General features: G+C 63.7%; 23 protein-coding genes. 12 read left to right on the forward strand and 11 right to left on the reverse strand.

Annotated features, from left to right (window positions below; translation table 11 throughout):
- Positions 1 to 11: 11 nt before the first annotated feature.
- Genes EV688_RS14085 through rsmA form a run of 3 tightly spaced genes read right to left on the reverse strand, consistent with a single transcriptional unit; the run spans position 12 to position 2094 of the window.
- Positions 12 to 848, reverse strand: a complete 837-nt coding sequence (locus EV688_RS14085; protein ID WP_117319339.1) for a symmetrical bis(5'-nucleosyl)-tetraphosphatase — start codon at positions 846 to 848, stop codon at positions 12 to 14.
- Positions 849 to 887: 39 nt separating this feature from the next.
- Positions 888 to 1301, reverse strand: coding sequence for a Co2+/Mg2+ efflux protein ApaG (apaG, locus tag EV688_RS14090; RefSeq protein ID WP_117319338.1), 414 nt, complete (start codon positions 1299 to 1301; stop codon positions 888 to 890).
- The gene (rsmA, locus tag EV688_RS14095; protein WP_117319370.1) at positions 1294 to 2094 is read right to left on the reverse strand and encodes a 16S rRNA (adenine(1518)-N(6)/adenine(1519)-N(6))-dimethyltransferase RsmA; all 801 of its coding nucleotides are present in this window, start codon (positions 2092 to 2094) and stop codon (positions 1294 to 1296) included. Before rsmA ends, apaG begins: the two co-directional genes overlap by 8 nt.
- Before the next feature lie 79 nt (positions 2095 to 2173).
- On the opposite strand from rsmA, the gene EV688_RS14100 reads away from it, so the two are divergent.
- The gene (locus EV688_RS14100; protein WP_240624443.1) at positions 2174 to 2950 is read left to right on the forward strand and encodes an ABC transporter permease; all 777 of its coding nucleotides are present in this window, start codon (positions 2174 to 2176) and stop codon (positions 2948 to 2950) included.
- 46 nt (positions 2951 to 2996) lie between these two features.
- Here EV688_RS14100 and EV688_RS17480 read toward each other — a convergent pair whose 3' ends face one another.
- Positions 2997 to 3170, reverse strand: coding sequence for a hypothetical protein (locus EV688_RS17480; protein WP_162883989.1), 174 nt, complete (start codon positions 3168 to 3170; stop codon positions 2997 to 2999).
- A gap of 383 nt (positions 3171 to 3553) precedes the next feature.
- Here EV688_RS17480 and EV688_RS14105 point away from each other — a divergent pair, with 383 nt between their 5' ends.
- The 3 genes from EV688_RS14105 (at position 3554) to EV688_RS14115 (ending at position 4503) form a co-directional block, all read left to right on the forward strand.
- Positions 3554 to 3847: a nucleotidyltransferase family protein gene (locus tag EV688_RS14105; RefSeq protein WP_117319337.1), complete on the forward strand. Its 294-nt coding sequence runs from the start codon at positions 3554 to 3556 to the stop codon at positions 3845 to 3847.
- A gap of 34 nt (positions 3848 to 3881) precedes the next feature.
- Positions 3882 to 4136, forward strand: coding sequence for a HepT-like ribonuclease domain-containing protein (locus tag EV688_RS17925; protein ID WP_424282684.1), 255 nt, complete (start codon positions 3882 to 3884; stop codon positions 4134 to 4136).
- A 109-nt stretch (positions 4137 to 4245) separates the two neighbouring features.
- Entirely contained in the window at positions 4246 to 4503 is a 258-nt protein-coding gene (locus EV688_RS14115) for a helix-turn-helix domain-containing protein (RefSeq protein ID WP_240624442.1), read from the forward strand.
- A gap of 202 nt (positions 4504 to 4705) precedes the next feature.
- Here EV688_RS14115 and EV688_RS14120 read toward each other — a convergent pair whose 3' ends face one another.
- Positions 4706 to 5674: an Rpn family recombination-promoting nuclease/putative transposase gene (locus tag EV688_RS14120; RefSeq protein ID WP_117319334.1), complete on the reverse strand. Its 969-nt coding sequence runs from the start codon at positions 5672 to 5674 to the stop codon at positions 4706 to 4708.
- A gap of 377 nt (positions 5675 to 6051) precedes the next feature.
- Between EV688_RS14120 and EV688_RS14125 the strand changes: the two genes are divergently transcribed.
- On the forward strand, positions 6052 to 6852 hold the full coding sequence (locus EV688_RS14125) for an ABC transporter ATP-binding protein (RefSeq protein ID WP_240624441.1): 801 nt from the start codon (positions 6052 to 6054) through the stop codon (positions 6850 to 6852).
- Positions 6853 to 6880: 28 nt separating this feature from the next.
- Here the strand turns inward: EV688_RS14125 and EV688_RS14130 are convergent, their stop codons facing one another.
- The 6 genes from EV688_RS14130 to EV688_RS14155 all read right to left on the reverse strand — a co-directional run bounded on the left by EV688_RS14130 (position 6881) and on the right by EV688_RS14155 (position 14760).
- On the reverse strand, positions 6881 to 8188 hold the full coding sequence (locus EV688_RS14130) for a TolC family outer membrane protein (RefSeq protein ID WP_117319332.1): 1308 nt from the start codon (positions 8186 to 8188) through the stop codon (positions 6881 to 6883).
- Positions 8189 to 8196: 8 nt separating this feature from the next.
- The gene (locus tag EV688_RS14135; RefSeq protein ID WP_117319331.1) at positions 8197 to 9543 is read right to left on the reverse strand and encodes an HlyD family type I secretion periplasmic adaptor subunit; all 1347 of its coding nucleotides are present in this window, start codon (positions 9541 to 9543) and stop codon (positions 8197 to 8199) included.
- A gap of 4 nt (positions 9544 to 9547) precedes the next feature.
- Positions 9548 to 11305, reverse strand: a complete 1758-nt coding sequence (locus EV688_RS14140; protein WP_117319330.1) for a type I secretion system permease/ATPase — start codon at positions 11303 to 11305, stop codon at positions 9548 to 9550.
- Between the two features lie 102 nt (positions 11306 to 11407).
- Entirely contained in the window at positions 11408 to 12184 is a 777-nt protein-coding gene (locus tag EV688_RS14145) for a SapC family protein (protein WP_117319329.1), read from the reverse strand.
- A complete protein-coding gene (locus EV688_RS14150; RefSeq protein WP_117319328.1) occupies positions 12181 to 13713 on the reverse strand; it encodes a class I SAM-dependent methyltransferase in 1533 nt (510 codons plus the stop codon). Before EV688_RS14150 ends, EV688_RS14145 begins: the two co-directional genes overlap by 4 nt.
- An 18-nt stretch (positions 13714 to 13731) precedes the next feature.
- Positions 13732 to 14760, reverse strand: a complete 1029-nt coding sequence (locus tag EV688_RS14155) for an FkbM family methyltransferase (RefSeq protein WP_117319327.1) — start codon at positions 14758 to 14760, stop codon at positions 13732 to 13734.
- A 241-nt stretch (positions 14761 to 15001) separates the two neighbouring features.
- Between EV688_RS14155 and EV688_RS14160 the strand changes: the two genes are divergently transcribed.
- The 7 genes from EV688_RS14160 to EV688_RS14190 are packed head-to-tail and all read left to right on the forward strand — an operon-like array spanning position 15002 to position 24300.
- Positions 15002 to 17386, forward strand: a complete 2385-nt coding sequence (locus EV688_RS14160) for a glycosyltransferase family 4 protein (RefSeq protein WP_117319326.1) — start codon at positions 15002 to 15004, stop codon at positions 17384 to 17386.
- Complete coding sequence (locus tag EV688_RS14165) at positions 17377 to 18546, forward strand: glycosyltransferase family 4 protein (RefSeq protein ID WP_117319325.1); 1170 nt, start codon at positions 17377 to 17379, stop codon at positions 18544 to 18546. The genes EV688_RS14160 and EV688_RS14165 overlap by 10 nt, the downstream gene beginning before the upstream one ends.
- Positions 18543 to 19313: an ABC transporter permease gene (locus tag EV688_RS14170; RefSeq protein ID WP_117319324.1), complete on the forward strand. Its 771-nt coding sequence runs from the start codon at positions 18543 to 18545 to the stop codon at positions 19311 to 19313. Before EV688_RS14165 ends, EV688_RS14170 begins: the two co-directional genes overlap by 4 nt.
- Entirely contained in the window at positions 19310 to 20545 is a 1236-nt protein-coding gene (locus EV688_RS14175) for an ABC transporter ATP-binding protein (RefSeq protein WP_117319323.1), read from the forward strand. The genes EV688_RS14170 and EV688_RS14175 overlap by 4 nt, the downstream gene beginning before the upstream one ends.
- A 7-nt stretch (positions 20546 to 20552) precedes the next feature.
- Positions 20553 to 21737: a glycosyltransferase family 4 protein gene (locus EV688_RS14180; protein ID WP_117319322.1), complete on the forward strand. Its 1185-nt coding sequence runs from the start codon at positions 20553 to 20555 to the stop codon at positions 21735 to 21737.
- Positions 21734 to 23275: a class I SAM-dependent methyltransferase gene (locus tag EV688_RS14185; RefSeq protein WP_117319321.1), complete on the forward strand. Its 1542-nt coding sequence runs from the start codon at positions 21734 to 21736 to the stop codon at positions 23273 to 23275. Before EV688_RS14180 ends, EV688_RS14185 begins: the two co-directional genes overlap by 4 nt.
- Positions 23272 to 24300: a glycosyltransferase family 4 protein gene (locus EV688_RS14190; protein WP_117319320.1), complete on the forward strand. Its 1029-nt coding sequence runs from the start codon at positions 23272 to 23274 to the stop codon at positions 24298 to 24300. The genes EV688_RS14185 and EV688_RS14190 overlap by 4 nt, the downstream gene beginning before the upstream one ends.
- Positions 24301 to 24456: the final 156 nt, after the last annotated feature.

The following is a 24456-nucleotide window of genomic DNA, read 5'->3' on the forward strand; positions in this document are numbered from 1 at the left end:
CCTGACAGCGCTTAGCCAGCCACCCCATCCCGACACCGACAGCTCTCCCGCTCCCCCGTCTCCAGGCAGTACAGGGTCATGTGTCCGCCCCACACGCAGCCGGTATCCAGCGCGATCGCGTTGGGGTCACCGGTCTGGCCCTGAATGGACGCCCAGTGGCCGAAGACGATGCGGTCCTTCGCGGCGCGGCGCTGCGGGTGCTGGAACCAGGCGCGCAGGCCGGGATCGCTGGCCGCGGGCTCACCGGGGTCGTGCAGCGGGCCCTTGCTCACCAGGTCCAGCCGGCCCTCGGCCGTGCAGTAGCGCATGCGAGTGAAGTAGTTGGTAATCACTCGCAGGCGGTCGTTGCCGGTCAGGGCGTCGTTCCAGATATCCGGTGAGTTGCCGTACATGGCGGCAAAGAAGTCTTCATAACAGTCACCGCGCAGCACCGCCTCCACTTCCCGCGCCCGCGCCGCCGACTCAGCCACCGACCACTGCGGCGGAATCCCTGCGTGCACCATCGTCACGCCGTGCTCCTGCCATAGCAGCGGCCGCTGGCGCAGCCAGTCAAGGAGGGTGTCGCGATCGGGCGCGGCCAGAATCGGCGCCAGGGTATCGCTACGGGACAGCGTCTTGTGCCCCGCGGCGGCGGCCAGCAGGTGCAGATCGTGATTGCCCAGCACCATGCGGATATTGTCCCGGCGCTCGTGGAACCAGCGCAGGGTGTCGAGGCAGCTCGGACCGCGATTGACGATATCCCCCACCGACCACAGCATGTCCCGGTCGGTGTTGAAGTTCACCCGCTCCAGCAGGCACTGCAGCGGCTGCAGACAGCCCTGGAGATCACCAACGGCCCAGGTGCTCACGCCCGCGTCTCTCTCAGCCTAGCCGCTCAACCCAGCTGCTCAGTTCAGCGCCGTGGGCGTGTGCAGGGTGAAAGCGCGGATGGGCACCTCGAAGGCGGGCTGCTCTTTCGGGTCCATCTCGCCGCCATCGTGCACGATCATCGTGTATTCCCCCTGCATATAGCCCACTGGCGTCGGCAGCGTGGCGCCGCTGGTGTAGCGAAAGTGGGTGCCGGGCTCGATCACCGGCTGCTCGCCCACCACGCCGTCGCCGCGCACTTCCTGTACGTCGCCGTTGCCATCGGTGATCTGCCAGTGCCGGGACAGCAGCTGCACCGGCTGCCTGCCGAAATTGGTGATGTCGATGGTGTAGGCAAAGGTGAACTGGCCACTCTCCGGGCTGGAGTGCGAGGGCAGGTAGGTGGTGCGGACGTCGACGGTGACGTTGTCAGGGTCGAAGGCTTTCTCAGTCATGAAGTTGGTTCGCTATGGCAATGAAATCAGTGAGTTGCAGTGTTTCGGCGCGGGCGCCCGGGTCTATATCCAGGTCCTTGAGCTGCGCATCCGTGGCGATGCCCTTCAGGTTGTTACGCAGTGTCTTGCGGCGCTGGGCAAAGGCGGCCTGCACCGTGCTGCGCAGCGTCTCCACATCCACTGCGGGGTAGGGCGAGTGGCGCCAGGGTGTGAGTCGCACGATGGCGGACTGCACTTTGGGCGGTGGGTTGAAGGCGCTGGGTGGCACGTCAAACAGGTGCTCCACATAGCAGTGATACTGCGCCATGATGCCCAGGCGCCCCCAGTCCCCGCCGCCGGGCTGGGCCGCGAGGCGCTTCACCACCTCAAGCTGCAGCATGAAGTGCATGTCCTCGATGATGGCGGTGTTCTCCAGCAGCCGGAAAATCAGCGGGGTGGAGATGTTGTAGGGCAGGTTGCCGACCACGCGCAGGCGCTCGTCGCGTTCGCCGTTGCGCCCGTCATTCAGCAACGCCGCGTAGTCGAACTCGAGCGCATCGGCACTGTGCAGCTTGAAGCGGGGGTAAATGCTGAAGGCCGCCAGCAGGCCGGCGGTGAGGTCGCGATCCAGCTCGATGGCGTCCAGGTAGCAGCCGCTGCTGACCAGCGCCTCGGTGAGTGCGCCGCGTCCGGGACCGATTTCCACCACGCGATCATCGGTGCGCGGCGCTACCGCACTTTCAATGCGGCTGACAATGGCACCATCTTCCAGAAAATTCTGGCCAAAGCGCTTTCTGGGGCGTGCGGCTCTCATGCCGGCAATTGTACGGCGTGGGGGTGGGAAGTACAGCGCGGGCTGGTAACATTGCGCCTCCATTGCCGCAGATGCCCGCATGACACTCCGCCACACCCTCAGCCTGATGGACACCATGGCCCGCATGTCGCTCAAGGCCGACGCGTCCCGCTATTTCCTGGGGTATATCTGGTGGGTGCTGGAGCCGCTGCTCTATGTGGCCGTGTTCTACGTGGTGTTCGAGATCATTCTGCAGAACCGGCAGGAAAACTTCCTGGTGTTCCTGATGTGCGGCAAGCTGGTGTTCATCTGGTTCTCCAAGTCCATCAACCAGGCCTCCCGCAGCATCGTGCTGGCGCAGGGGCTGATCGCCAAGATCGACATTCCCAAGGCGCTGTTTCCGCTCGCCACCATTCATGAAGGGCTATACAAACAGGCCTCGGTATTCCTGCTGCTGGTTGTTGTGCTGTGGATGAACGGCTACGGCGTCAGCGCCAGCTGGCTGTGGCTGCTGCCGCTGATGCTGGTGAGCTACCTGATGATTGTGGCGGGGTCGCTGATCGGCGCATTTCTGGTGTGTCTGGCGTTTGATTTCAGCATGTTCATCAGTCTGGGGATGATCTTTCTGATGTTTACTTCGGGGGTGTTCTGGGACGTGCGCAGCCTCACCGATCCGGCGATGATCCAGACCGTGCTGACCGTGAATCCGCTGGCGTTCATGCTGGATGCGTACCGGCAGGTGCTGATGCATGGTGTGGCGCCGGCGGGCGGGCATCTGCTTGCGATTGGCCTGGGTTCCCTGGCGGTGGCGCTGCTGATGGTTCGCGTAATGCAGCGGCGTGGGCAGTTTCTGGCGCTGAAGGCGATTACGGCGTGACCTGAGCCCACAAGCGACATACGCGCCTTTGTCGCATTCACGCAGATTACGGCGAATGGATGGGCCATCCGGCGGGCCCAGCCTGCTGCAGCGAATCCAGGTCCTGCGAGGCGTTTTCGATGCCAAACACGCCGCTCAAGGGCGAATGTCGGGCAGCCAGCTGCGCGTCAGTATAGCGTCCCTCATCGATTAGATAATAGCGCAGGTGGGGCTGATACATTCGCAGGAACTCCGGTGGTTCCGGCCGGATCATCTTCTAGATGTCGTCAAATAGCGGTGTGATGTGGTTGCCGAAGTGGATCTGCAACGTTGTACGGTCCATTGGCGCGGCGATCCTGGGCGGGGCAAATCACTCAACCAACTGCTACAGGAAATATGGAACAGAGAGCGGGCCCCGGCAAGCCGATGGCCACATCTGTTGGAAAGTGCGCCTCCGCGGAAGCCGCTGACGGCGGTGATAGTCTCGGCACATGACGCAGCGGGAACTGGGCATTACCGAAAGTCCTGTGTCCCTCCTCGTTAAGCAAGCAGTTGCAAGGGTATACTGCACAAATCGCCTGACATCTCTTTGGCGCCTCTTTGGGTGGGGCTTGGGAGCAAGGCATGGAAAAACGCAGAGTACTTTCGTTGCTCAAGAAAAGCATGGGCGAGGTGCGTGACGACTTCGGTGTCACCAGGCTCAGCCTGTTTGGGTCTACCGCTCGCGATGAGGCCGGTGAACGCAGCGATGTGGATGTCCTTGTGGCCTTTGATGGGCCGGCGACTTCGGCGCGTTATTTCGGTCTGTTGTTCTACCTGGAGGATCTTTTGGGGTGTCCGGTTGACCTGGTGACGGACAAGGCCTTGAGAGCAGAGCTCCGCCCCTATATTGAACGAGAGCTGATCCGTGTCGGATGAGAGCAGTCGAGCCTGGATGTTCTATCTTGACGATATGATTGGTTTTACAGAGCGAGTCCTTACATACACTGAGGGCTACGACAAAACAGGCTTCGTGTCGAGTGGCATCACGTACGATGCAACATTGCGAAACCTCGAGCTAATCGGCGAAGCGGCAACACATGTTCCTACTGAAGTGCGCGAGCGGTATCCAAGGGTGCCCTGGCGCCTGCTGGTCAGTGTTTGTGGGCGCTCAGAATCAGAATATGGGACAGAGCAGAGGCCCCGGCAAGCCGATGGCCACATCTGATGGAAAGTGCACCTCCGCGGAAACGCCAATGCAATGTGCAAGCCAGGGCAGGGACGACCCAATATAGCTGTTACAGGTCCCGGTTAAACGAGATATCGGTGCTGAGATATTGGATGGCATCAGAGAAATCCAGCAGTACAAGAAGGGCAAGGTTGAATTAAAAGCCACGGAGCTTTCGGAACCCTCAGCTCCGCAAGTCATTCGCTCAAAACTCAACATGTCGCAATCGGCATTTGCTGGTTTACTGGGTGTCAGTATGCGTACGCTCCAGGATTGGGAGCAAGGTCGCCGTGAACCGCAAGGCCCGGCCGTGGCTCTGTTGCGTATTGCGGAGCAACACCCCGAGGTTTTTACGCAGCTCCACTAAACGTGTAACACGTGCAGGCTGTCGGAAAGATTCTCGCTGCACTCTCGTCGCACTCTCGTCGCACTCTCGCAATTTGCCGCAGCTGCAGGCGCCATGCGATCTGGGCGGTTTTTTGGTCACTGTCTGGCGTTCTTGATCACCAAAAAACGACTCCGCGGAGATTTTTTTGCCAGCGTAAAAGCCGGGTCAGCCTTTCGATAGCCTATTTTGCATTCCCAAGCAGCTCCTCAACACTCGCCGTCACCAGAATTTCATCGGCCCAGGCCTCCAGCTGCTCGGCGGAAGCGGTTTCCAGCCGCTTCGCAGCCCAGTCCGGCAGCTCGCCGAAGCGGCGGGCCAGCTGCCGCTGCAGAACGCGTCGCTCACCTTCAAGGCGACCTTCCCGCCGCTCCTTCTCACCCAGGTACCCCCATTTTTTCGCCAGCATATCTTTTTGCTCCACGACACTGTTCAGTTGATCCAGGTCTACACTCACCCCCAGCCGCTGCAGGTGACGCTTCAGCCAGCGGGTGATTATCGCGTCTGTGCGCTCCTTGTTCGGGTCTGCGCGGATGATGGCAATTACCCGATCCACAGCCTGCTGCAGCGAATCCAGGTCCTGCGAGGCGTTTTCGATGCCAAACACGCCGCTCAAGGGCGAATGTCGGGCACGTAACTCTTCGCCAGTATAGCTCCCCTCATCGATTAGATAATAGCGCAGGTGGGGCTGATACACTCGCAGGAACTCCGGTGGTTCCGGCCGGATCATGTTGTAGATGTCCTGGTGGGCGGTCCAGCGCCGCGAGCCGTTGTAGAGCACAATCGGCAGTACCGGCGGCAGTCCCTTGCCGGCGGTGGTGGCGCCTGACTTCAGCAGGTTGTCGTAGAAACAGGCCACGTAGTGCAACAGCCGGAGCGGCATGCGCCGGTCCAGGCTGGACTGGAATTCCAACAGCATGTAGAGGTACACCCTGGTTTCCATTCCCTGCGAGTGGATCGCCACCGACCACACCACGTCCTCGAACTTCTCCTCAAATAGCGGTGTGATGTAGTTGCCGGAGTGGATCTGCAGCGTTGTAAAGTCCATTAGCGCGGCGATCCTGGGCGGGGCAAATTCCTCAACCAACTGCTGCACAAACTCCGGGTGACTGAAGAGCTCCTTGTAGCCGGTATCGTGGTGCTGGCTGGCCATCGCGCCCTCCGTGGCGGTGCTGGTCGGCGTTTTTTGGGCGCTCGAAATCAGAGCATGGAACAGAGAAGAGGCCCCCGGCAAGCCGATGGCCGCATCTGATGGAAAGTGCACCTCCACGGAAACGTTATTTGCCAGCGTGAAAGCCGGCTCAGCCTTTCTGTCACCTATTTTGCATTCCCAGGCAGCGTCTCAAATTGCTCCACGACAGTTGTACGGCCTTGTTTGTACGATGTAGGGGTGGGAAGTGCAGTTGAGGCTGGTAACATGCGCTTTATAATCGACGCAGACAGCCGCATGCCGCTCAGACAAACCCTCAGCCAGAATCTCAGCCGCCTTATCGACTCGAAGGCCCGCATGGCACTGAAGGCGATTACGGCGTGAGCGTAGAGAAGGGCCAGCAAAGGGTGGCGGGCGCTGTCGGGGACGCGCCTGGCGACAGGTGCGTCTCCAGCGCTGGCGCTGGCGTCGCCCGTGGCGAGGTAATGCTGGAGCTGGTGGATGTCTACCACAGTTACCATGCCCGCAAGGACAACTTCGAGCACGGCGTGCACCGGGTGCTCGATGGCGTGTCCCTCAAGCTGCACCGCGGCGAGACCCTGGGCATTATTGGTCGCAACGGCGCCGGCAAGACCACCCTGCTGCGGCTGATGGCGGGTATTCTGGCGCCCTCGCGGGGAACCGTGTGGCGCCGGCCGGGCATCAGCTGTTCCTTGCTCACCATTGGACTGGGCTTTCAGCCCTCGCTGTCCGGGCGGGATAATGCGCTGCTTTCCGCGATGTTGCAGGGCGCGACGAAGCGTGAGGCTGAGGGGTATCTTGCTGATATTCAGGAGTTTTCCGAGCTCGGACATTCCTTTGACGAGCCGGTGAAAACCTATTCTGCAGGCATGCGTGCGCGGTTGGGGTTCACCACCGCATTGATGACCCATGTGGATGTGTTGCTGATTGATGAAGTGCTGGGGGTGGGCGATGCCGCTTTCCGGCAGAAGGCGTCAACGGCCATGCGCGACAAGGTGGGTGGGGATCAGACGGTGGTGCTGGTGTCGCATATGGCGGAGCAGGTGCGGCAGCTGTGTGGGCGGGCGGTGTTGTTGGAGGAGGCGCGGGTAGCGGCTGAGGGGGAGGTTGACGGGGTGCTGGACGTGTATGCCCAGCCCTCGGGGACTGCGCCCGCCTGATCTCGCATAAGGCTTGCCAGCTCTCTGGTCATTGCGACAGCAGCACGTCGAGCTGCTGCAAAACGTCGGCATCCAGGGCACCGGCCTCGCGCTGAAGGCTCAACCAGTTGAAGAGATAGCCATACACGGCCTGCCAGTAGTCACGCTGGGCCCGAGTGCGGTTGTGTAGGGCCTCGAGCACGGCGGCTGACGTGGCGCTTCCCAGGCCACGCGCCTTGCGCATGGCCTCATAGGAGGTGTTGGCGGATTCGACGCTGAGCTTGCTTGCCTCCACGCGGCGCTTCGCCGCCGTGGTGGTAAGCCAGGCGCTGCGCACGCGTTTGAGCACTTCGCGCCGCACGGCCGTTTCTTCCTCTTGTGCAATGTAGTAATTGGACCAGGCCTCGCGCATGCGTCCGCGCGTGGCACCGCCGCGAAACAGCGGTATGCTTACTTCAATGCCAATGTATTCCACTTCACGCGGCGGCGACTGCAGGTTATCAAAGCCAACGTCGGCTTCCTGGTAACTGAGCACCAGATCTGCGGTTGGCAGGTGTCCACCGCGCTGCTCTTCAACGCTCATGCGCGAGGCCTCTATCGCGTCCTGCTTGCTCAGCAGCAGCGCATTATCAGACACCGCACGGGCTTCCCAGGTTTTTATATCGCCCGACAGTGGCGGTAACTCCGCCGATTCCCTCACATCTGCGAGCGCCGCTACCCCCGTGCCGGTGAGTGCGGTAATTTCCTCCCGCGCCAGCGCGGCCTCGTTTTCAGCGTCGATCAGTTCTGTGCGCACGGTGTCGACGCGGGCACGGGTTTCCAGCAGGTCGGTAATGCGGGCAAGCTTGCGCTCGTAAAGCGCAGTTGCCTCTTCAAGCTGCTCTTCAACCAGCGTCTTTTCGGCCTGCAGCAGCTCGACGTTGCGATCGGCCAGCAACACATTGAGGTAACGTTCAGACACGTCGATGGAGAGCTGACCGAGTGCCTCGAGCAGTTCATTCTCCCGCTGATCGACAACGCGACTGGCGCGCCGACTGGCGGAAATGCTTTGCCAGTTGAACAGCATCTGCCGCAGCTGGATATTGCGCCGCTCGCCCGGGAAATTCTGTCGGGTGCCCTGGGCATCATCAAACGCGACCTGGTTGTCTGTCCACTGGCCGCTGGCAGTGACCTGTGGCAGCAGGCTACCTCGCGCAATCTGACTGCCCGCCTCGCCGCCCTCGACGCGCAGGCGCGCAATGTTGATGTTGGGGTCATTTTCCAGCGCCAGTCCGTACACGTCGAGCAGCGTATCCATGGCGGTGGCGGCAACGCTGGTTTGCAGCGCCAGAAAAAACAGCGCGAGGCGAAGAACCATATGGCGCGTCAGTCCTCGTTCAGGGAGCGTGCCAGCATATTGCTGGCAGGCGTTATCAGGTATTGCAGCAGTGTGCGTTCGCCGGTCTTGATCAGCACTTCGGCGGGCATGCCCGGAAGCAGTTGACCACCGTTCAGGCGCTCGCTGAGTCCCGCGCGCTCTATGGCGACATCGGCGGCGTAATAGGGATTGCCGGTCTGCTCATCAACAAGGCGGTCTGCGGAGATCTTGACCAGTGTTCCCTGCACCGTATACGTGTTTTTGAACGCGCTGAAGCGGATTTCCGCCTGTGTGCCAATTTCTACCCGGTCAATGTCTGCCGGCGATACTCTGGCATCCACAATCAGCTCATCGTTCTCCGGGACAATTTCCAGAAGCGTGTCGCCGGGTTTCACGACGCCGCCGATGGTATGGGTGTTCATGCCGAAGGCCAGGCCAGAGACGGGCGCCCGCAGTATCACGCGGCGTGTGCGATCCTCCAGTGCGATGCGTCGCTGCGTGAGGTCAAAGAGCTTTGCCTGCGTCTCCGAGGCTTCATCGGCCACGTCTTTCACAAAGGTGCGGTTAAGCTGCAGAATTTCCAGCCGCGCCTCACCGATGCGGACGCGTGAAGCCGCGATGGATGACTCATGATTGGCAATTTCGCCAAGGACGGTGGAGCGCGTGCGCTGCAATTCCCGCAGGCGCTGTTTGTCGACAAAGCCCTCTTCCAGCATGGCGGTGAGGTCGACAATTTCCTCGTCGAGAAGCCTGGCAACGGTGCGCTTGCCCTCGAGCTGCGCCTGCAGCCCTTCAATCTGGGCCTCCAGCTGCTCTATCTGGAGTTCAAACACGTTGATCTGTCCGAGCCGCTCATCCCGTCGTGCATCGAAAATGCTGCGCTCATTCAGCCTGGCTTCGCGCGCCCGCTCATCGTCGACCTCAAGCTCCAGCGAAAAGGTAATGTCGTCCACGCCAGCGCGTTCAGCGGCAAGCCGGTCGGAGAGTGCCCGGGCGGCATAATACTGCCCCATCACAATGCCGAGTTCTGCCCGTGACTGCGTTGCATCAAGCTCCAGTAGCGGCTGTCCTTCCTGGACGCGCTCGCCTTCCTGGACATGAATCTGTTTAACAATGCCGCCCTCAAGGTGCTGCACGGCCTTGCGATGGCCCTGTACGGCGACAACGCCCGGTGCCAGTGCCGCACTGTCCAGCGGGGCGAGCACGGACCACAGGCCGAAAACGCCGAACACCAGCAGCACGATTATTGTGCCAATGCGCCGTGGGCTGGCGTCCGAGGTCTCGGCGACCGGGAGGTTGGCCGGGGCGTCCGTGGTGGTGCTGGGTAACTGCTCTTGCTGTGTGGGTTCGCTCATGCCCTTAGCCCTGCCCCGTGGTCGATGGCGGCGCTGTGTTTGCGCCCGGGCGGGGCGCCGGGCTTGCCAGTTTCAGGCCCTCGGTCTGCCCCTTCAGGCGGGTCAATACCGTATCACGAGGGCCAAAATCGGCGACGCGTCCCTCGCGCATCAGCAGCAGTTTGTCGACCTCACTGAGAATTGCCGTGCGATGGCTGATAATCAGGAGCGTGCAGCCGCGTTCCTTCAGTTTGCGCAGCGCCTGCTGCAGCGCGGCATTGCCCTGGTCATCAAGGTTGGAGTTGGGCTCATCCAGAATCACGATGGCGGGCTCGCCATACAGCGCCCGTGCCAGGCCAATGCGCTGGCGCTGGCCACCTGACAGTACGCCGCCACTCTGGCCGATGACCGTGTCATAGCCGTTGGGCAACTGCAGAATCATCTCGTGCACACCGGCATCGCGAGCCGCCTGCACAATGCGCTCGGCATCCAGCTCACCAAAGCGGGCAATGTTCTCGCCCACCGTGCCGTCGAACAGCTCAATGTCCTGGGGCAGATAGCCGATGTGTGGGCCCAGCTGCTCCCGGTTGTAAGACGTGGACTCGGCCCCATCGATGCGTACGGCCCCGGCAGCGGTTGGCCAGATGCCGATAATGGCGCGGATAAGCGTGGACTTGCCGGCCGCGCTTGGCCCGATGACGCCCACGGCGTCGCCCGGCGCAATGGCAAACGTGGCTCCCATCACCACTGGCGTACGCGCCCCCGGCGGGACGATGGCGGCACCTTCAGCGCTGATGGCGCCCTCGGGCGCGGGCAGCGTGAGGCCGGACTCCGTTGCCGGAAATTTGTCGAGAAGCTCATTCAGACGCTGGTACTGGCCGCGGGCGGAGACAAAGCCTTTCCAGGCACCGATCATCTGGTCCACCGGCGCCAGCGCCCGACCCAGCAGGATGGCACCCGCAATCATGGTGCCCGGGGAGATTTCCTGCTGCACGGCGAGATAGGCGCCAAGACCAAGCGCCAGCGACTGCACGGCAAGCCGCAGGGTTTTGGACGCGGCGGTGAAGATGCCGGCGCGGTCGCTGGCCAGCCCCTGGTAATAGACCACGCTCTGGTTGCGCTCGGACCAGCGGCTTCTCAGGCGCTCCAGCATGCCCATGGAGGCGATGACTTCGGCGTTGCGCAGGTTGGTGGTGGTGGCGGCCGAGGTTGTGCTGTGTTCGCGGTTTGCCTCGGACAGCGGTGGCGATGTCAGGCGCTCGTTGGCGATGGCCAGGGTTATCAGCAGCATGGCCGCGACCACGCCGAGTACGCCAATCAACGGGTGGAACAGGAACATGATCAGCAGATAAACGGGAAGCCAGGGGGCATCAAAAAACGCGTAGGGGCCGTTGCCGCTGAGGAACTGCCGCAGCCCATTCAGATCCTGCAAAGGCTGCGTGCTGCCGGTTTCTGTGCCGCTCATCAGGGCGCGCTTGAAACACAGATCGTAGAGCCGCGGGCTCAGGGATGCCTCCAGCCGGGCGCTGACGCGCACCAGAATGCGCGAGCGCACCCACTCCAGCGCGCCCATCGTGCCGAGCAGGAACATGGCGATCAGGGTCAGCATCGTGAGGGTGGGCAGGCTGCCGCTCGTGACCACGCGGTCGTATACCTGCAGCATGTAAAACGCGGGCACGAGCATGAGCAGGTTGCTGAACATGCTGAACACGCCAACCGCAAAAAAGGAATCGCGGCACTGCTGCAACGCCTTCTGCAGGTCGGTTTTTGGCTTCTCGGTCAAAACGGCCTCGGACTGGCTTTGAATGGTGGTGGCACCGGGGACGCAGTGTATCGCGAAGCCAGGTGGGTAAACACCCCCACGCCAGGGGGCGCGCGGCCCGCGTCAGGAAAAACTGAGCTCGTCGTCGCCGTCGCCAAACAGCGATTCGAGGTCGACTTCTGCCGGCTGCGTCCGGGCGGCATGAAAACGCGCGCGGTCTTTGAGGTGCCGGAACTGCTGCCCGGCCAGCATCTGCGTGTAGGCGAGTGCGAGTGCGCCGCCGTCGCGCAGCGCTGCAAAGGCATCCGCCGGCAGTTGATTCAGCGCGGTCTCATCGACGCGCCACAGCCCCTCGAGCATCACCGGGTCGGCGTTTTCATCCGCGGCGACCTTGAGCGGCCAGGGCGCGAGCACGCCAGCGGACGCCAGTGCCGCGGCGGCGGCCAGTGTGGCTTTCCGGTTGGCGGCGCACTGGGTGAGAAAATCCAGGGTCTCCTGCGCCTTGGCGGTAAGGTTGCCACTGGCATCAAAAAGCGCGGTGCCCTCATCGGGGCTGCAAAGGTGCGTTTTTTCAATGCAGAACACCTCCTCGCCCTGGCCCTCCGTCGTTGGCAGCAGGCGGAACGGATAACCGCGCAGCGCCGCGGGCACATACTCGGCCAGCCACTGGCCATCGGTGTTGACGTACAGGTTGCCGGCCCCCGGCAAAGTCAGCAATGCGACCGGCGTCATGACTTCGGCATCGCGGATGAAGGCCAGTACATAATGCGGCATAAGCCGCGGCAGCTCCGCCATCAGCACCGGGACCACTTTCTGCGCCGCAGCGAAGGCATAATCGCTGCGCGCCAGGTACGCCGCGTCGGCATGCGCTGATCGGGAAACCGCTGTCCACTCGCTCATACCGCCACCCCGAGTGCCAGCAGCGCCGGCAGGGCTTTCTCGTCAAAGGTGAGCGCCTGTGCCTCCAGTTCCGCCAGATTGTCCTGCGCCGATTCAATCGGTGCGCCGTCTCTGACCAGCCGCTGTCCCTGCGCGTTGAGCAGATCCCAGGCGTAATGAGCCCAGTCTTTGGGCGTCTGGTAGCCGGCCTCACGAGCCAGCAGGAACAGCTGGGCGAAGCGACCGACGCTCAATCCGCCGCCGGTGACCGGGCTTGCCAGATGCGCCACGCTGCCAGCGCCGCGTGCCTGCTTCATCAATGCCCGGTTGAGCTTGCCGCAGCTATCTGTCGTGGCACGGGTGTCGGGCTGCACCAGATGAAGATGCCCCGCGCCCGACAGTATCGTTGCCACCTCCACCAGCTGCGGCAGGTTAAGGCCATGATCCGCCAGTGAGGTTTCCAGCTCGCCGAGGCGGCGCGGCCGATGATCACCCAGCTGGCGAAGGACGGGGGCGTACACGGATTCCGTGAGCGTTGCCTCGCCGAGGGCTCCATTGACCTTGAGCGGCACGTCGTCGGCGGGGGTTACCAGCACCACCGACAGGTCACGCAGAGCCTCCAGCCGGGTCAGCGCGTCCAGCTCACGCCTGCCCTTTATCCAGTAGTCGCGCCGAAACTGCTGATTCACCATGAAATCGCGGGTGCTCTCGCGCAGAAGCGGGTCGGGGATATCCCGCAGCAGTTGCTGCTGATCGTCGGTGAGGTTGATGCTGTCAACGGTGTCAAGTGGATGGGCGGAGCAGGCGAAGGTGAGCCTGGCCGGTGCCAGCCAGTCGGCCAGCGTGTCGACATGCATCGGCTGCCAGCTGGCGTTGAAGTATTCGTGGGCCAGGTATTGCCGGTTCTGTTCCCTGAGCTTTTTCAGGCGCTCCGCGATTTGCGGGTTGGCCCGGGCGTAGGCCGGGTTGGTGTCCATCAGTCGCTCGGCAAAGCCGATGGCATCGCCAATGCGATCCTCGATGTTGCGCCCCGGGGCCGCCAGCGTTTCTGCATGCGCGTGGAGCAGATGACGCAGGGGCGCGAAGGCGGCCCATCCCGGCTGGGTGTTGTAACTGATGTAAAGCACGCCGCCCACCCGCAGCCGGCGGGCCAGCAAATCCACGATGTGTTGACGGTTGGTGTCCGAGATCCAGCTCCAGATGCCATGCAGCGCAATGAAGTCGAACTCGGGCAGGTCATCCCGCTGACAGAATTGCTCGAACGCCTCGTCATGCAGCGCTGCGGGGCTACCTGCGGCTGCCGCTAGCGATCGGGCGTAGCCGGCCTGTGCCGGGTTGAAGTCTGTGCCGTACCAGCGGGCAGCGCCGGCGGCTGCGTGTACATTGATGCTGACTCCCTGGCCAAACCCCAGCTCGCAGGCGTTGGTGACTGACGGTGGCACAATTCCCGCTTTCAGCAAGGGCAGGGCCATGCGCGCAGGATTGAGCTCGGGGTAATAGCCATGGGTATAGGTAATGTCTGCCCGATACCCGGCGGTCCAATCATTCATGAATAGGTAACCTTTCTGTCAGTGCGCTGAGTGTTGTTGCCGCGCCGCGTACTCATCCGATGCGCGAAGTTCTGCCTTGATGCCCCGAATATCCAGCTGCCCAGCCAGCAGCCGCGCATGGTAGTGCTCAAGGCCAGCTGCGTCAGGCGCCCGACTCAGCACCTCACGGTAGGCCGCCTCAATGTCCGCTCGACCCCGCCCGGGGCGCAGTGCGTGGCGCAGGCGCTGCCACCACCGCGTACCCTCGCCTGTCGCATGACGGTGTTGCGCGGCGGCGGGCACGGGCCAGGCGTGCGAGTCGAGACGCCGGCTCACCTGCTCTGCCTTTTCACTGGGCACCAGCAGGAAGTCCCAGTAATACGCGTCCACCAACGACAGCCAATCGGCACGGTCGACACAGCGGTGGCCCAGCAGGTCCATGATGCAGTAGTCCATGGATGCCGCGAGCTCGAACAGGTCTCCCGGCTGGCGCCCGTACACGCTGAAGGAGGGTGAGCCATACTCGACGGCCAGAAGAGGCCGGAACCGCTGTATAGCGGCGTTGCCCCCCTGCAGAACGTCAATCTCGGCGCCCTCAACGTCAACCTTGATAAAGTGCAGGGCGCTCAGCTGTTCGTCCGCCACCAGCTGGTCGACGGTGCCGACGTCGACATCGATTTCCCGTATCCTCGCCGAGGATTCATCGTTGTAGTGGCGTCGACGCAGTCCACTCTCTTCCGGTGCGGCGCTGTTGACGGTAAAGCGTGCCGTGCCGGCCTCCGCCCCCAGTGCACGGGTCACTACCTGTACATCCACGGCATCTCGGTAACGCGTCTGCAAGTAGCTGGCCTGTTCAGGCTGGGGTTCCACGGCGTAGATACGGGCACAGCGAACGGGGTGCCGAAAGCAGTCGACATGCCTGCCGGTATGGGCGCCAACATCAATCACAACGGCGCCGGGCTGAAGAAGCTGGCTGTAGCTTCGCGCCAGCGTGGCTTCCCAATCCCAGTGCTGCGCGTTCGGGGCCTGCTTTTGCAGCCGTGCCAGGTAATCTGTCGCCGATTCCAACCGTGTCTCCCTTGAGCATCATGGCACGCCTCTTTGCACAGGGCGTGGGCGCGATCCGCCGGCCACCAAAACCCCAGATGGTATCGGGACTCTCGCCTTCTTGCGAGCGCCAGTAACAGCCAGTCGTCAGGGCTGCGTGATCTTTATTCCCGTGGCGGCTGCGTCTCTAGGCATAGTTGAACGCCATGTTACACTGCCGCGCTTTCGCGCAGCTCCAGCAAGGCAGAGCCTCCCCGTAGCCATGAAAATTGCCCTCGTCGCGCCCAGTCCCGTCCCGTTTGCTATTGGTGGCGCCGAAAATCTCTGGGCGTCCTGGCTCGCGGCGTTCAATGCCGCCCCCGGCGTGCAGGCAGATCTGATCAAGCTGCCCTCTCCCGAGGCCGACTTCTGGTCCATTATCGATAGCTACCGGCAGTTCTGCGAACTCGATCTGCAGCATTTTGATCGCGTGATCAGCACGAAATACCCGGCGTGGATGGTGGCTCATCCGGATCACCATGTGTATCTGCAGCACACCTTGCGCGGACTCTACGATAGCTGGCCGGCGGATCTGTCCCCTGAGGTGCCGGCCGCGGACGCAGCGCCTGTCGCGGCGCTGCTCTCCCTGCTGGCGCGCGCGCGGGGCTCACGCGACGCGCTGCCGGACATCTTTGCCAGCCTGGCGGCGCTGCGGGCAGCGCGTGAGACCCTGCCACTTGAGCTGTTCACCCTGCCGGGAGCGCTACTGCGACAGGTAGTGCACACGCTGGACAGCATCGGGCTCGCGCGCCAGGCCGTGCGTCGCTATGCCGCCATTTCGCATGAGGTTGCCGCGCGCCCGGCCTACTTCCCGCCGGAAGTCGATCGGGAGTCCGAGGTGGAGGTGTGGCATCACCCCACGCTGACCCGGCCACCCCCGGATCCTGATATGCGTCTGCCGGCGGGCGCCATTTTTACCGCCAGTCGGCTGGACGCGCCGAAGCGACTGGACCTGATTATCCGCGCCTATCAGCAGTCGGATCTGGGGCAGCCGCTGGTGATCGCCGGTGAGGGACCGCAACGGGCAGAGCTGGAAGCGCTGGCGGAGCAGGGCTGTGATGTACGGCTGCTCGGGCGGCTGGACGATGCGGCACTGGCTGCGGCGTACCGCCAGGCGGCTTTTGTGGTTTTTGTGCCACAGCGTGAAGATTATGGCCTGATCACGCTTGAAGCGCTGCAGGCGGGCCGCCCGGTGCTGACCTGCAGCGACAGCGGCGGCGTACTGGAACTTGTGCGCGATGGCGAAAATGGGCTGGTAAGCGCGCCGGAGCCGGCGGCCCTGGCGGGCGCCATGCGTCGCCTGGCGACGGAGCCCGGCTTGCAGGCGCGGCTGGCGCGTTCGGCAAAAGGCAGTGTGGCACACATTCAGTGGCCGCCTTTAGTGAAGGCGTTTACCGGGTGTCCGCGTCGGCTCCTGGTGGTGAATACCTTCAGTGCCCTGCCGGCGATGAGCGGTGGCCAGCTCAGGCTGTTTCATCTGTACAGTGAGCTGGCGCGTCTGGCGGATGTGCACCTGGTCAATCTGGATCACAACGCGACTGAAGCGCAGACCCGGTGGCTGGCCCCGGGACTGCGCGAAACACGCGTGCCCATGAGCGCGGAGCATCGTGCCTGTGAGCGTGCGCTGAGCGCGCGTCTGGGGGCATCCAGCGTGGATATGGCGGCGGCGCTTCATCCGGAGCTCAGCCCCGAGTGGCTCACGGCGATTGCGCGTGCGGCCGACACCGCGGATATGGTGATACTGAGCCATCCCTATGGCTGGCCAGCGCTGCAGGCCTGTGACGTGAGCCTTCCTACCGTTTATGAGGCGCACAATGTCGAGGCAGATCTGAAGGCCTCACTATTCACGGCTGACGCGCCGGAGCTGGCGGCGGTGCGCCGGATAGAGGGCAGCTGTGCTCGCACGGCACAGGCCGTTGTGTGCTGCAGCGTGCAGGACGCGGCGCGCATGCAGGAACTCTACGACCTGCCGCAATGCCCGGAGGTGGTGGCCAATGGCGTGGCGGCACACAGCTATACGGCGCCGGAGACGGCAAGCCGCGAGGCGCTGCGGGAGCGCCTCGGCCTTGCGCCCGCGCAGTCGCTGGCCGTGTTTGTCGGCAGCCTGCACGGCCCGAATGTTGAAGCTGCACTGGCGCTGCCCGCCCTTGCCCGTGCATGCCCGGACACCGTGATTTGCCTGATCGGCAGTGTTTGCGAGGCCCCTGAGCTGGGTGATCTGGCGCCACTGCCCGGGAATCTCTGGCGGACAGGTCGGGTCAGTCATGCCGAGCTTCGCGTGTGGCTGGCGGCGGCAGATGTCGGCTTGAACCCGGTGCGAAGCGGCTCGGGCACCAATCTCAAACTGCTGGAGTACGCTGCCGCGGGTCTGCCGATACTGAGCACACCGTTTGGCGGGCGCGGCGGCCTGCTGCGGGCCGATGAGCATTTCATGACCGCCGAGCCGGAAGGTTTCGCTGATGCGCTGCGCACCTTGCTCGCAGCGCCGGCGGCGCCCGAACGCTCAGCCCGCGCTGACGCGGCGCGGCGGCAAGCCCGGGGGGCGGGTGACTGGAGGCATATCGCCAAATCCTTCTGGCGCGTCCTGGAGCCGGTGCTGTGCGACTGATCCTCGCCGTCGATGCCATTTTTCCACCCCTCACCGGTATTGGGCGCTATGCGCTTGAGCTGGCGCAGGGGCTGGCGGCGAGCGGTGAATTCGACTCGCTGCGCTATTATCTGCACGGCCGCTGGTTGACCGCAGCGCCGGGTGCCTCGCCCGAGGACAACAGCGCCATCGCCGACGGCGGCCGGCCCGGTATACTGGCCAAAGCCCGGGTGCAGCTGGCGCAGGTTCCCCTGGCGGTGCGTGTCTATGCGGCGCTGGCGCCGCGCGTGGCCAGCCTGCGACTGCGCCGCTACCGCGATCATGTTTTTCACTCGCCCAATTTCATCCTGCCGCCCTTTGCCGGACCCTCAGTGGCCACCGTGCACGATTTATCCACCGTCATGTATCCGCAGTTTCACCCGGCGGCGCGGGTCGCGCTGATGCAGCGGGCCATGCCGCAAACGGTGGCACGCGCCACGCGGCTGATCACGCCGTCCGAGTCTGTGCGCCGGGAGGTGATTGCCCACTTCGGTCTGGCGGCGGGCCGCGTGGTGGCGACGCCGCTGGGGGTTGATCCTGTATTTGCGCCGCGGTGTGCCACGGATCTGGCCTCCGACCTGCGGACGCTCGGGCTGCAAGCGGGCACCTACCTTCTTTGTGTCGCCACGCTGGAGCCGCGCAAGAACATCGGGCGCTTACTGGATGCCTACCAGGATCTGCCGCAGGCGCTGCGGCAGCGCTACCCGCTGGTGCTGGCGGGTGCACCCGGCTGGCATGGCGAAGCCCTGAACCGGCGCATCCGCGACCTGGCGCAGGGCGGCCAGGTGCGCCAGCTTGGCTATGTGTCCCAGGCGCAACTGCCTGCGCTGTATGCCGGCGCGCGCCTGTTTGCCTTTCCCGCCCTGTATGAGGGTTTCGGTCTGCCGGTACTGGAGGCGATGGCCAGTGGAGTGCCCGTGGTGACCAGTGACTGCTCCTCGTTGCCGGAGGTGGCGGGCGATGCGGCGCTGCTGGTCAATCCTCTGGACACCGATGCGCTTCGTGCCGCACTGGCGCGCGGCCTGGAGGATGAGGGCTGGCGCGGTGTGGCGCGCGAGCGCGGCCTGGCGCGGGCCGCGGAGCGCAGTTGGCCGCAGTGCGTTGCCCGAACACTGGCGGTATATCGGAGCCTGTCGGCATGAATCCGTCACTGGTCTGGAACTTCACCCGCCAGGAACTGGTGGACCGATACGCCGGCTCCTCTCTCGGTTTCGCCTGGGCATTCATTCAGCCGCTGGTGCTGCTGTTTATTTTTGTCGTGATTTTCGGCGGCATCATGGGCGCGCGCCTGCCCGGGGTGGAGGGCGGCTGGGCCTACAGCATTTATCTGGTGGCCGGCATGCTGCCGTGGCTGGCGTTTTCCGCCACGCTGATGCGCACATCCACGGTGTTTGTGGACAAACAGGGCGTGCTGTCCAAGGTGGGCCTGTCGCTGCCGGTGCTGCCGCTGTTCATCGTGATCGCCGAGACAGTCACCTTTGCGATCGCCCTCGGACTGTTTGCGCTGCTGCTGGTGAGTATTGATCACCCCTGGCGGTTGCAGGTGCTGGCGCTGCCGCTGGTGTTTGCGGTGCAGCAGGCGCTGGCGCTGGGCCTGGGGCTGTTGCTGGCAACGCTGAACGTGTTCCTGCGCGATGTGCGCGAGTTCGTGGCCGTGCTCACGCAGCTGTGGTTCTGGCTGACGCCCATTGTGTGGGTGCCCGGCATTGTGGACACGGGCCTTTACAGCAGGCTTTACCGCCTAAACCCCCTGCTGCCGCTTACCGAGTCCTACCACGCCATGTTTATCGGCGAGGCCGTGCTGCCGCTGAAGGCGCTCGCCGGCGTCGCTGCGCTGGCGCTGGCAGCGCTCGCGCTGGGCTGGTTTACGGTGCGCTGGCTGGAGCGGGAAATTCGGGACACGCTATGATTCAGGTCGATAACGTGTGCAAGCAGTTCCGCCTTTACCGTCGCCCGGTGGATCGTGTCAAGGAGCGGCTATTCCGCCGCTCTTTTCACAGCGTGCACCAGGCGCTGGATAACGTCAGCTTCAGCGTGCCCTCCGGCCAGACGCTAGGCATTATCGGCCATAACGGTGCCGGTAAATCCACGCTGCTGAAGCTGTTAAACGGTGTCTTGCTGCCAGACAGTGGTCGCATTCATGCCGGCGGGCGCATTACTGGACTGCTGGAGCTGGGCACCGGGTTCAACGTCGATCTCAGCGGACTGGCGAACATCGAGAATAATGGCCTGCTGATTGGCATGAGCCGTGAGGAAGTCAACGCCCGGCGCGAGGCCATTATCGATTTTTCCGAGCTTGGCGACTTTATTCACGAGCCACTGCGCACCTATTCCTCCGGCATGGTGATGCGCCTGGGCTTTGCCATCGCCATCCATGCGCAGCCGGATACCTTTCTGGTTGACGAGGCGCTGGCGGTGGGTGACGCGCATTTCCAGCAGAAGTGCTACCGCGCCATCCGCGCTTTCCGCGAGGGTGGGGGCAGCATTCTGCTGGTATCCCATGACCTCAACGCCATCAAGCGACTGAGCGACCAGGCGCTGCTGCTGGATCACGGTCGGGTATTCGAGCTGGGCGAGCCGGAGGCGGTGGTCAACAGCTACAACTTCCTGGTGGCGCAGCAGGGCGACGCCGATGTCGTGATGCGCAGCGACAGCGGTAGTGAAGACGGCACCGGCGCCCATGGCCACCAGGGTGCAGATTATGGCGACGGCAGGGCGCAGATTGTCGCGCTGTCCGTGGCCGGCAATGATTCCAGAGGCAGCACGGTCAGTGCGGGGGAGACAACGCGCATCCGTGTGCGCTATCAGGTGAACCAGGCATTGCCGGAGCTCACGGTCGGCATACTGGTGCGCGACCGCTTTGGCCAGGATATATTCGGCACCAACACCTACCAGCTTGGCGTGACCGCAGCCAGCGGTGCAGGCGAGTGGGTACTGGATTTCACCGTGGATATGGCGATTGCGCCGGGCCGCTACTCGCTGAGTGTGGCCCTGCATACCGAGGAAAATCACCTCGATACCTGTCACCACTGGCGTGACCTGGCTGGCGGCTTTGAGGTGGCCGGGGTGCACGGGCCTCGCTTCACCGGGGTGTGTCGACTGCCCACCACAGTGCGAGCGATCCCGGGTAACGGGGTATAGCGCCGCCATGGCCTCTGACAAAAATCCGAGCGCGGCTACCGGACAGCATCCTCCTGGGCGCCTGTTTATCGACGTCACCCGTACGCTGGACAGCGGGCTGCATACGGGCATACAGCGTGTGGTGCGCGGCCTGGTTCGCGGCGCCAGCGCGGCGAGTGGTTCGCATGGTATCCGCGTGCATGCTGTGCGCTATGCCGGCACGCAGTGGTTTGATATCGGGACACTGCCTTCCCATCCGCTGGAGGCCTCCGGCGCCTGTGCTGCGCCGCCGGGCCCCGAGCGCGAACTGTCGTTGCGCCTGCAGCCGCGCCCGGGCGACGTCCTGCTGCTGGCGGATGCCAGCTGGTATGGCCAGCCCTGGCCGGCCGTGGATGCTTTGCTTCGGGCTGGCGGCCGGTTGACGGGGTTTGTACATGACCTGCTGCCACTGCGGCACCCGCAGTGGTTTCCCCCGGGTGTCGGGCAGCGCTTTGCCCGGCATTTCCGTGCCTTGCTTGCGCGAAGTTCGCTGCTCTTTACCGCCAGCGAGCATGTTCGCAGTCAGGTCCAGGCACAGTCAGCGTCGCACCTGCCGCTTGTCTGTACGCCGCTGTCGGGCGTGCTACCCGCGGCGGGCGGCGCGGTGCCACTGGCATTGTCGCGGGATCGCCCCTGGTTTCTGTGCGTGGCTACCCTGGAGCCGCGCAAACAGCATCATCAGCTGCTCGATGCCATGGAGACGTACTGGCGTGACGGCGGGCGCGCTGGGTTGCTGCTGGTGGGTGCCTCGGGCTGGCGCAACGATACGGTGCTGGAGCGTGTTCGCACTCACCCGGAGCAGGGCGGGCGGCTGTACTGGCTTCGCGGCGTCAGCGATGCCGAGCTGTCCGCGCTCTATCGTGAGGCGCTGGCGATGGTGTATCTTTCGCGCGATGAGGGCTTCGGCCTGCCGGTGCTGGAAGCCCGGGAGGCTGGCTGTCCCGTGATTGCCAGCGACATTGCCCCCTTGCGCGAGGCTGGCGGCGACTGGCCGCGCTATGTCGATTCGTCATGCCCCCAGCGTTTGTGCGCGGCGCTGCGGCAGGCAACACCGGCGACTCCCCGAAAGGCGGGTTGCCGGGTGCGCACCTGGGAGGCTGTTGCCTCTGATCTGATACACGCGCTCGAGAGCATGACGGAAAACCCGTGTCAACAAGGAGTGATCGCGCGATGAGCAATGCGCCCGACCTGGATGCTGTGATTGCCCATGTGCGCGAAGAGGCCCGGCGCCCGGAGTATCAGGTCCCCGAGGCGACGCCGCTGCAGCCTCTCGCTGCGCAAACCCGCGAGTGGGCGGTCTCGGGCGCCGAACGCGGCGGGCGATCTTTCGAGGGGGGCCACGCGGAATACGCCGGGAGCGGCTCCCCGCCGCGCAGTCTCGACGCGTTTCTCGTCATTGGAGACGATGCACGCTTCATCGAGCAGGCCTACCAGTGCCTGTTTGAACGCAGCGCCGATCCGGTGGGTCTGCGCGACTACGGCAGCCGGCTCGATGCGGGCTACGGTCGTCCCTTCGTGCTTGCGGCGCTCGCCGCAGCGCCCGAAGCCGGCCCCCGGCGACGTCGCATACAGGGACTGGGCCTGGCGCCGCTGCTGTATAACCTGTGGCGGGTGAGCCGGCGCATTGGTCTTGAGTGGCTGGGTCGCTGGTGCAATCGGGCTTACGCACAGTGGCGGCAATGGCGGCTTCTGGTCGACCCCCAGTGGCTGGCCACGCTGCAGCAGTGGCAGTCCACGCAACAGCACCAGCTGGCGCAGCTCGACGACGATGCCCGCAGCCAGCTGAAGGCGGTGACCGACGCGCTGGGACGGCATGTTCAGACCACCGCAAGTTCGCTTGCGGACAGCGAGAGCGTCAGCAGTGAACTGCGCCACACCCTGGAGCGCCTGATGCAAGAGCAGCGCATACTGCAGGCCAGTGTGCAGGCGTTCCGCCTCCAGCAGTCGCCTGCCGGCGGCGCGCCGGCAATGCGCCGGCAGGCCTCCAGCGCGGAGCGCTCGCCGCCTGCGCAGGAGGGTGTTGTCGATAACGCCCTCGCCACACGTCTCGACACCTATTACCTCGCCTTCGAGGCGACCCACAGAGGCACCGAGGCCGAGATCCGCGCCGCGCAAATGCCCTATCTCAATGAAATCAGCCAGCTGCCGTCATCGCTGCTGGCGCTGCCCGTGCTGGACCTCGGCTGTGGACGCGGCGAGTGGCTGGCGCTGCTGCGCGAGCATGGCTTCCAGGGGCGGGGCATCGACAGCAGCACCGCCATGGTGAATCACTGCCAGCGCCACGGTTTATCGGTGGCCCAGGGTGACGCTGTCAGCGCGCTGGAGGAATATAAAGAAGGGAGTCTGGCGGCGGTCAGCGCGTTTCACCTGGTGGAGCATTTGCCGTTCCCGGTGCTTTTTCGGCTGTTAGAGGAAGCCGCCAGGGCACTGGCGCCTGGCGGTATGCTTCTGGTGGAGACGCCTAACGCCGAGAATGTGCTGGTCGGCAGTCATACGTTCTACCATGACTTCAGCCACCGCAATCCGGTGACGCACAGCTCGCTCGACTTTTTGCTGGGTTACTTCGGGCTGGTGGATCGTGTCACCCTGCGCCTCAATCCCTATCCGCCCGAGGCCCGGATTGAAGAGCCGACGCTGGCAGCGGCGCGCCTCAACGGGCATTTATACGGGCCGCAGGACCTGGGCATGGTCGCCCGCAAGCCCGTGCCGTGAACATTATTGTGACTGCCTGCCAGGTGCCTTTTATCGGTGGCGGCGCGTCTTATCATGTTTCAGGGCTGGTGGCCGCGCTGCGCGAGGCCGGGCACCGCGTTGAGCTGTTGCGGCTGCCCTTCCAGTTTGCCCCCGCAAGCGCGGTTCGCGGGGTGATGACCTTTGCCGAGCAGCTTGATCTCAGCCACCCCAATGGCCAGCCGGTGGACCGGGTCATCAGCCTGCAGTTTCCGGGTTACGGTATTCAGCATCCACACCATGTGGTCTGGTTGATGCATCAGTACCGTGCCGCCTACGAACTGTTCGATCAGGCCGGGGCGGACAGCGAGACGATCGCGCTGCGGGATGCTGTTCTCTCCTTCGATGATCGCGCACTGTCCCGGGTGCAGCACCGCTTCGCCAATTCGCCGCGAGTGGCGGAGAGGCTCAGGCACTACAATGGCCTGGACGCCGAGCCGCTGTCGCATCCACCGCCATTTGCAAATTTGTACCGCTGTGCGCCGGCACAGCCCTACATTTTCTGCCCCAGCCGGCTCGAGAGCCTGAAACGTCAGGATCTGTTAATAGAAGCCGCAGCACTCATGCGCAGCCCGGTGGGTATTGTTATCGCCGGCAGCGGCGGGCAGGCAGCACGCTATCGCGAGCTCGCCGCGGCGCGCGGCGTAGAAGGCCGTGTGCGCTTCGTCGGCGAATTGAGTGAGCGCGAGAAAATCGCCTTTTACGCCCATGCCCTCGCGGTGTTCTTTGCTCCCTATGATGAAGACTATGGCTATGTGACGCTGGAGGCGATGCTCTCCGGGAAGCCCGTCATTACCTGTACGGACTCGGGGGGACCCCTGGCCTACGTGGAGGAGGGGGTTACCGGGCGAGTGCTGGCCCCCGAGCCTCCGGTGGTGGCAGAGGCAATAGATGCCATGCACAGAGAGACCGCTCGGGCCGCAAATTACGGTCGCGCCGGCCGGGAAGCCTACCAGGCGCTGAATCTCAGCTGGGAGCGCACAGTGGACAGGCTGCTTAGTGTGTAGGGTTGCATGAAAAACCTTAAGAAATCGTGTAAACAGATTGATTTTGCGGATGTATTTCGTTTACTTTAAGAAGCTGCAACTAAAAACAAGTGGAACGTTGCACAGTGCTTAAGTGATCGGTTGCATGAAAAACAGTAAATATGGCAGGTGTAAAGC

Origin of the sequence: Chromatocurvus halotolerans, assembly GCF_004340525.1 — a bacterium.
In the GTDB taxonomy this organism is placed as follows: Bacteria; Pseudomonadota; Gammaproteobacteria; order Pseudomonadales; family Halieaceae; genus Chromatocurvus; species Chromatocurvus halotolerans.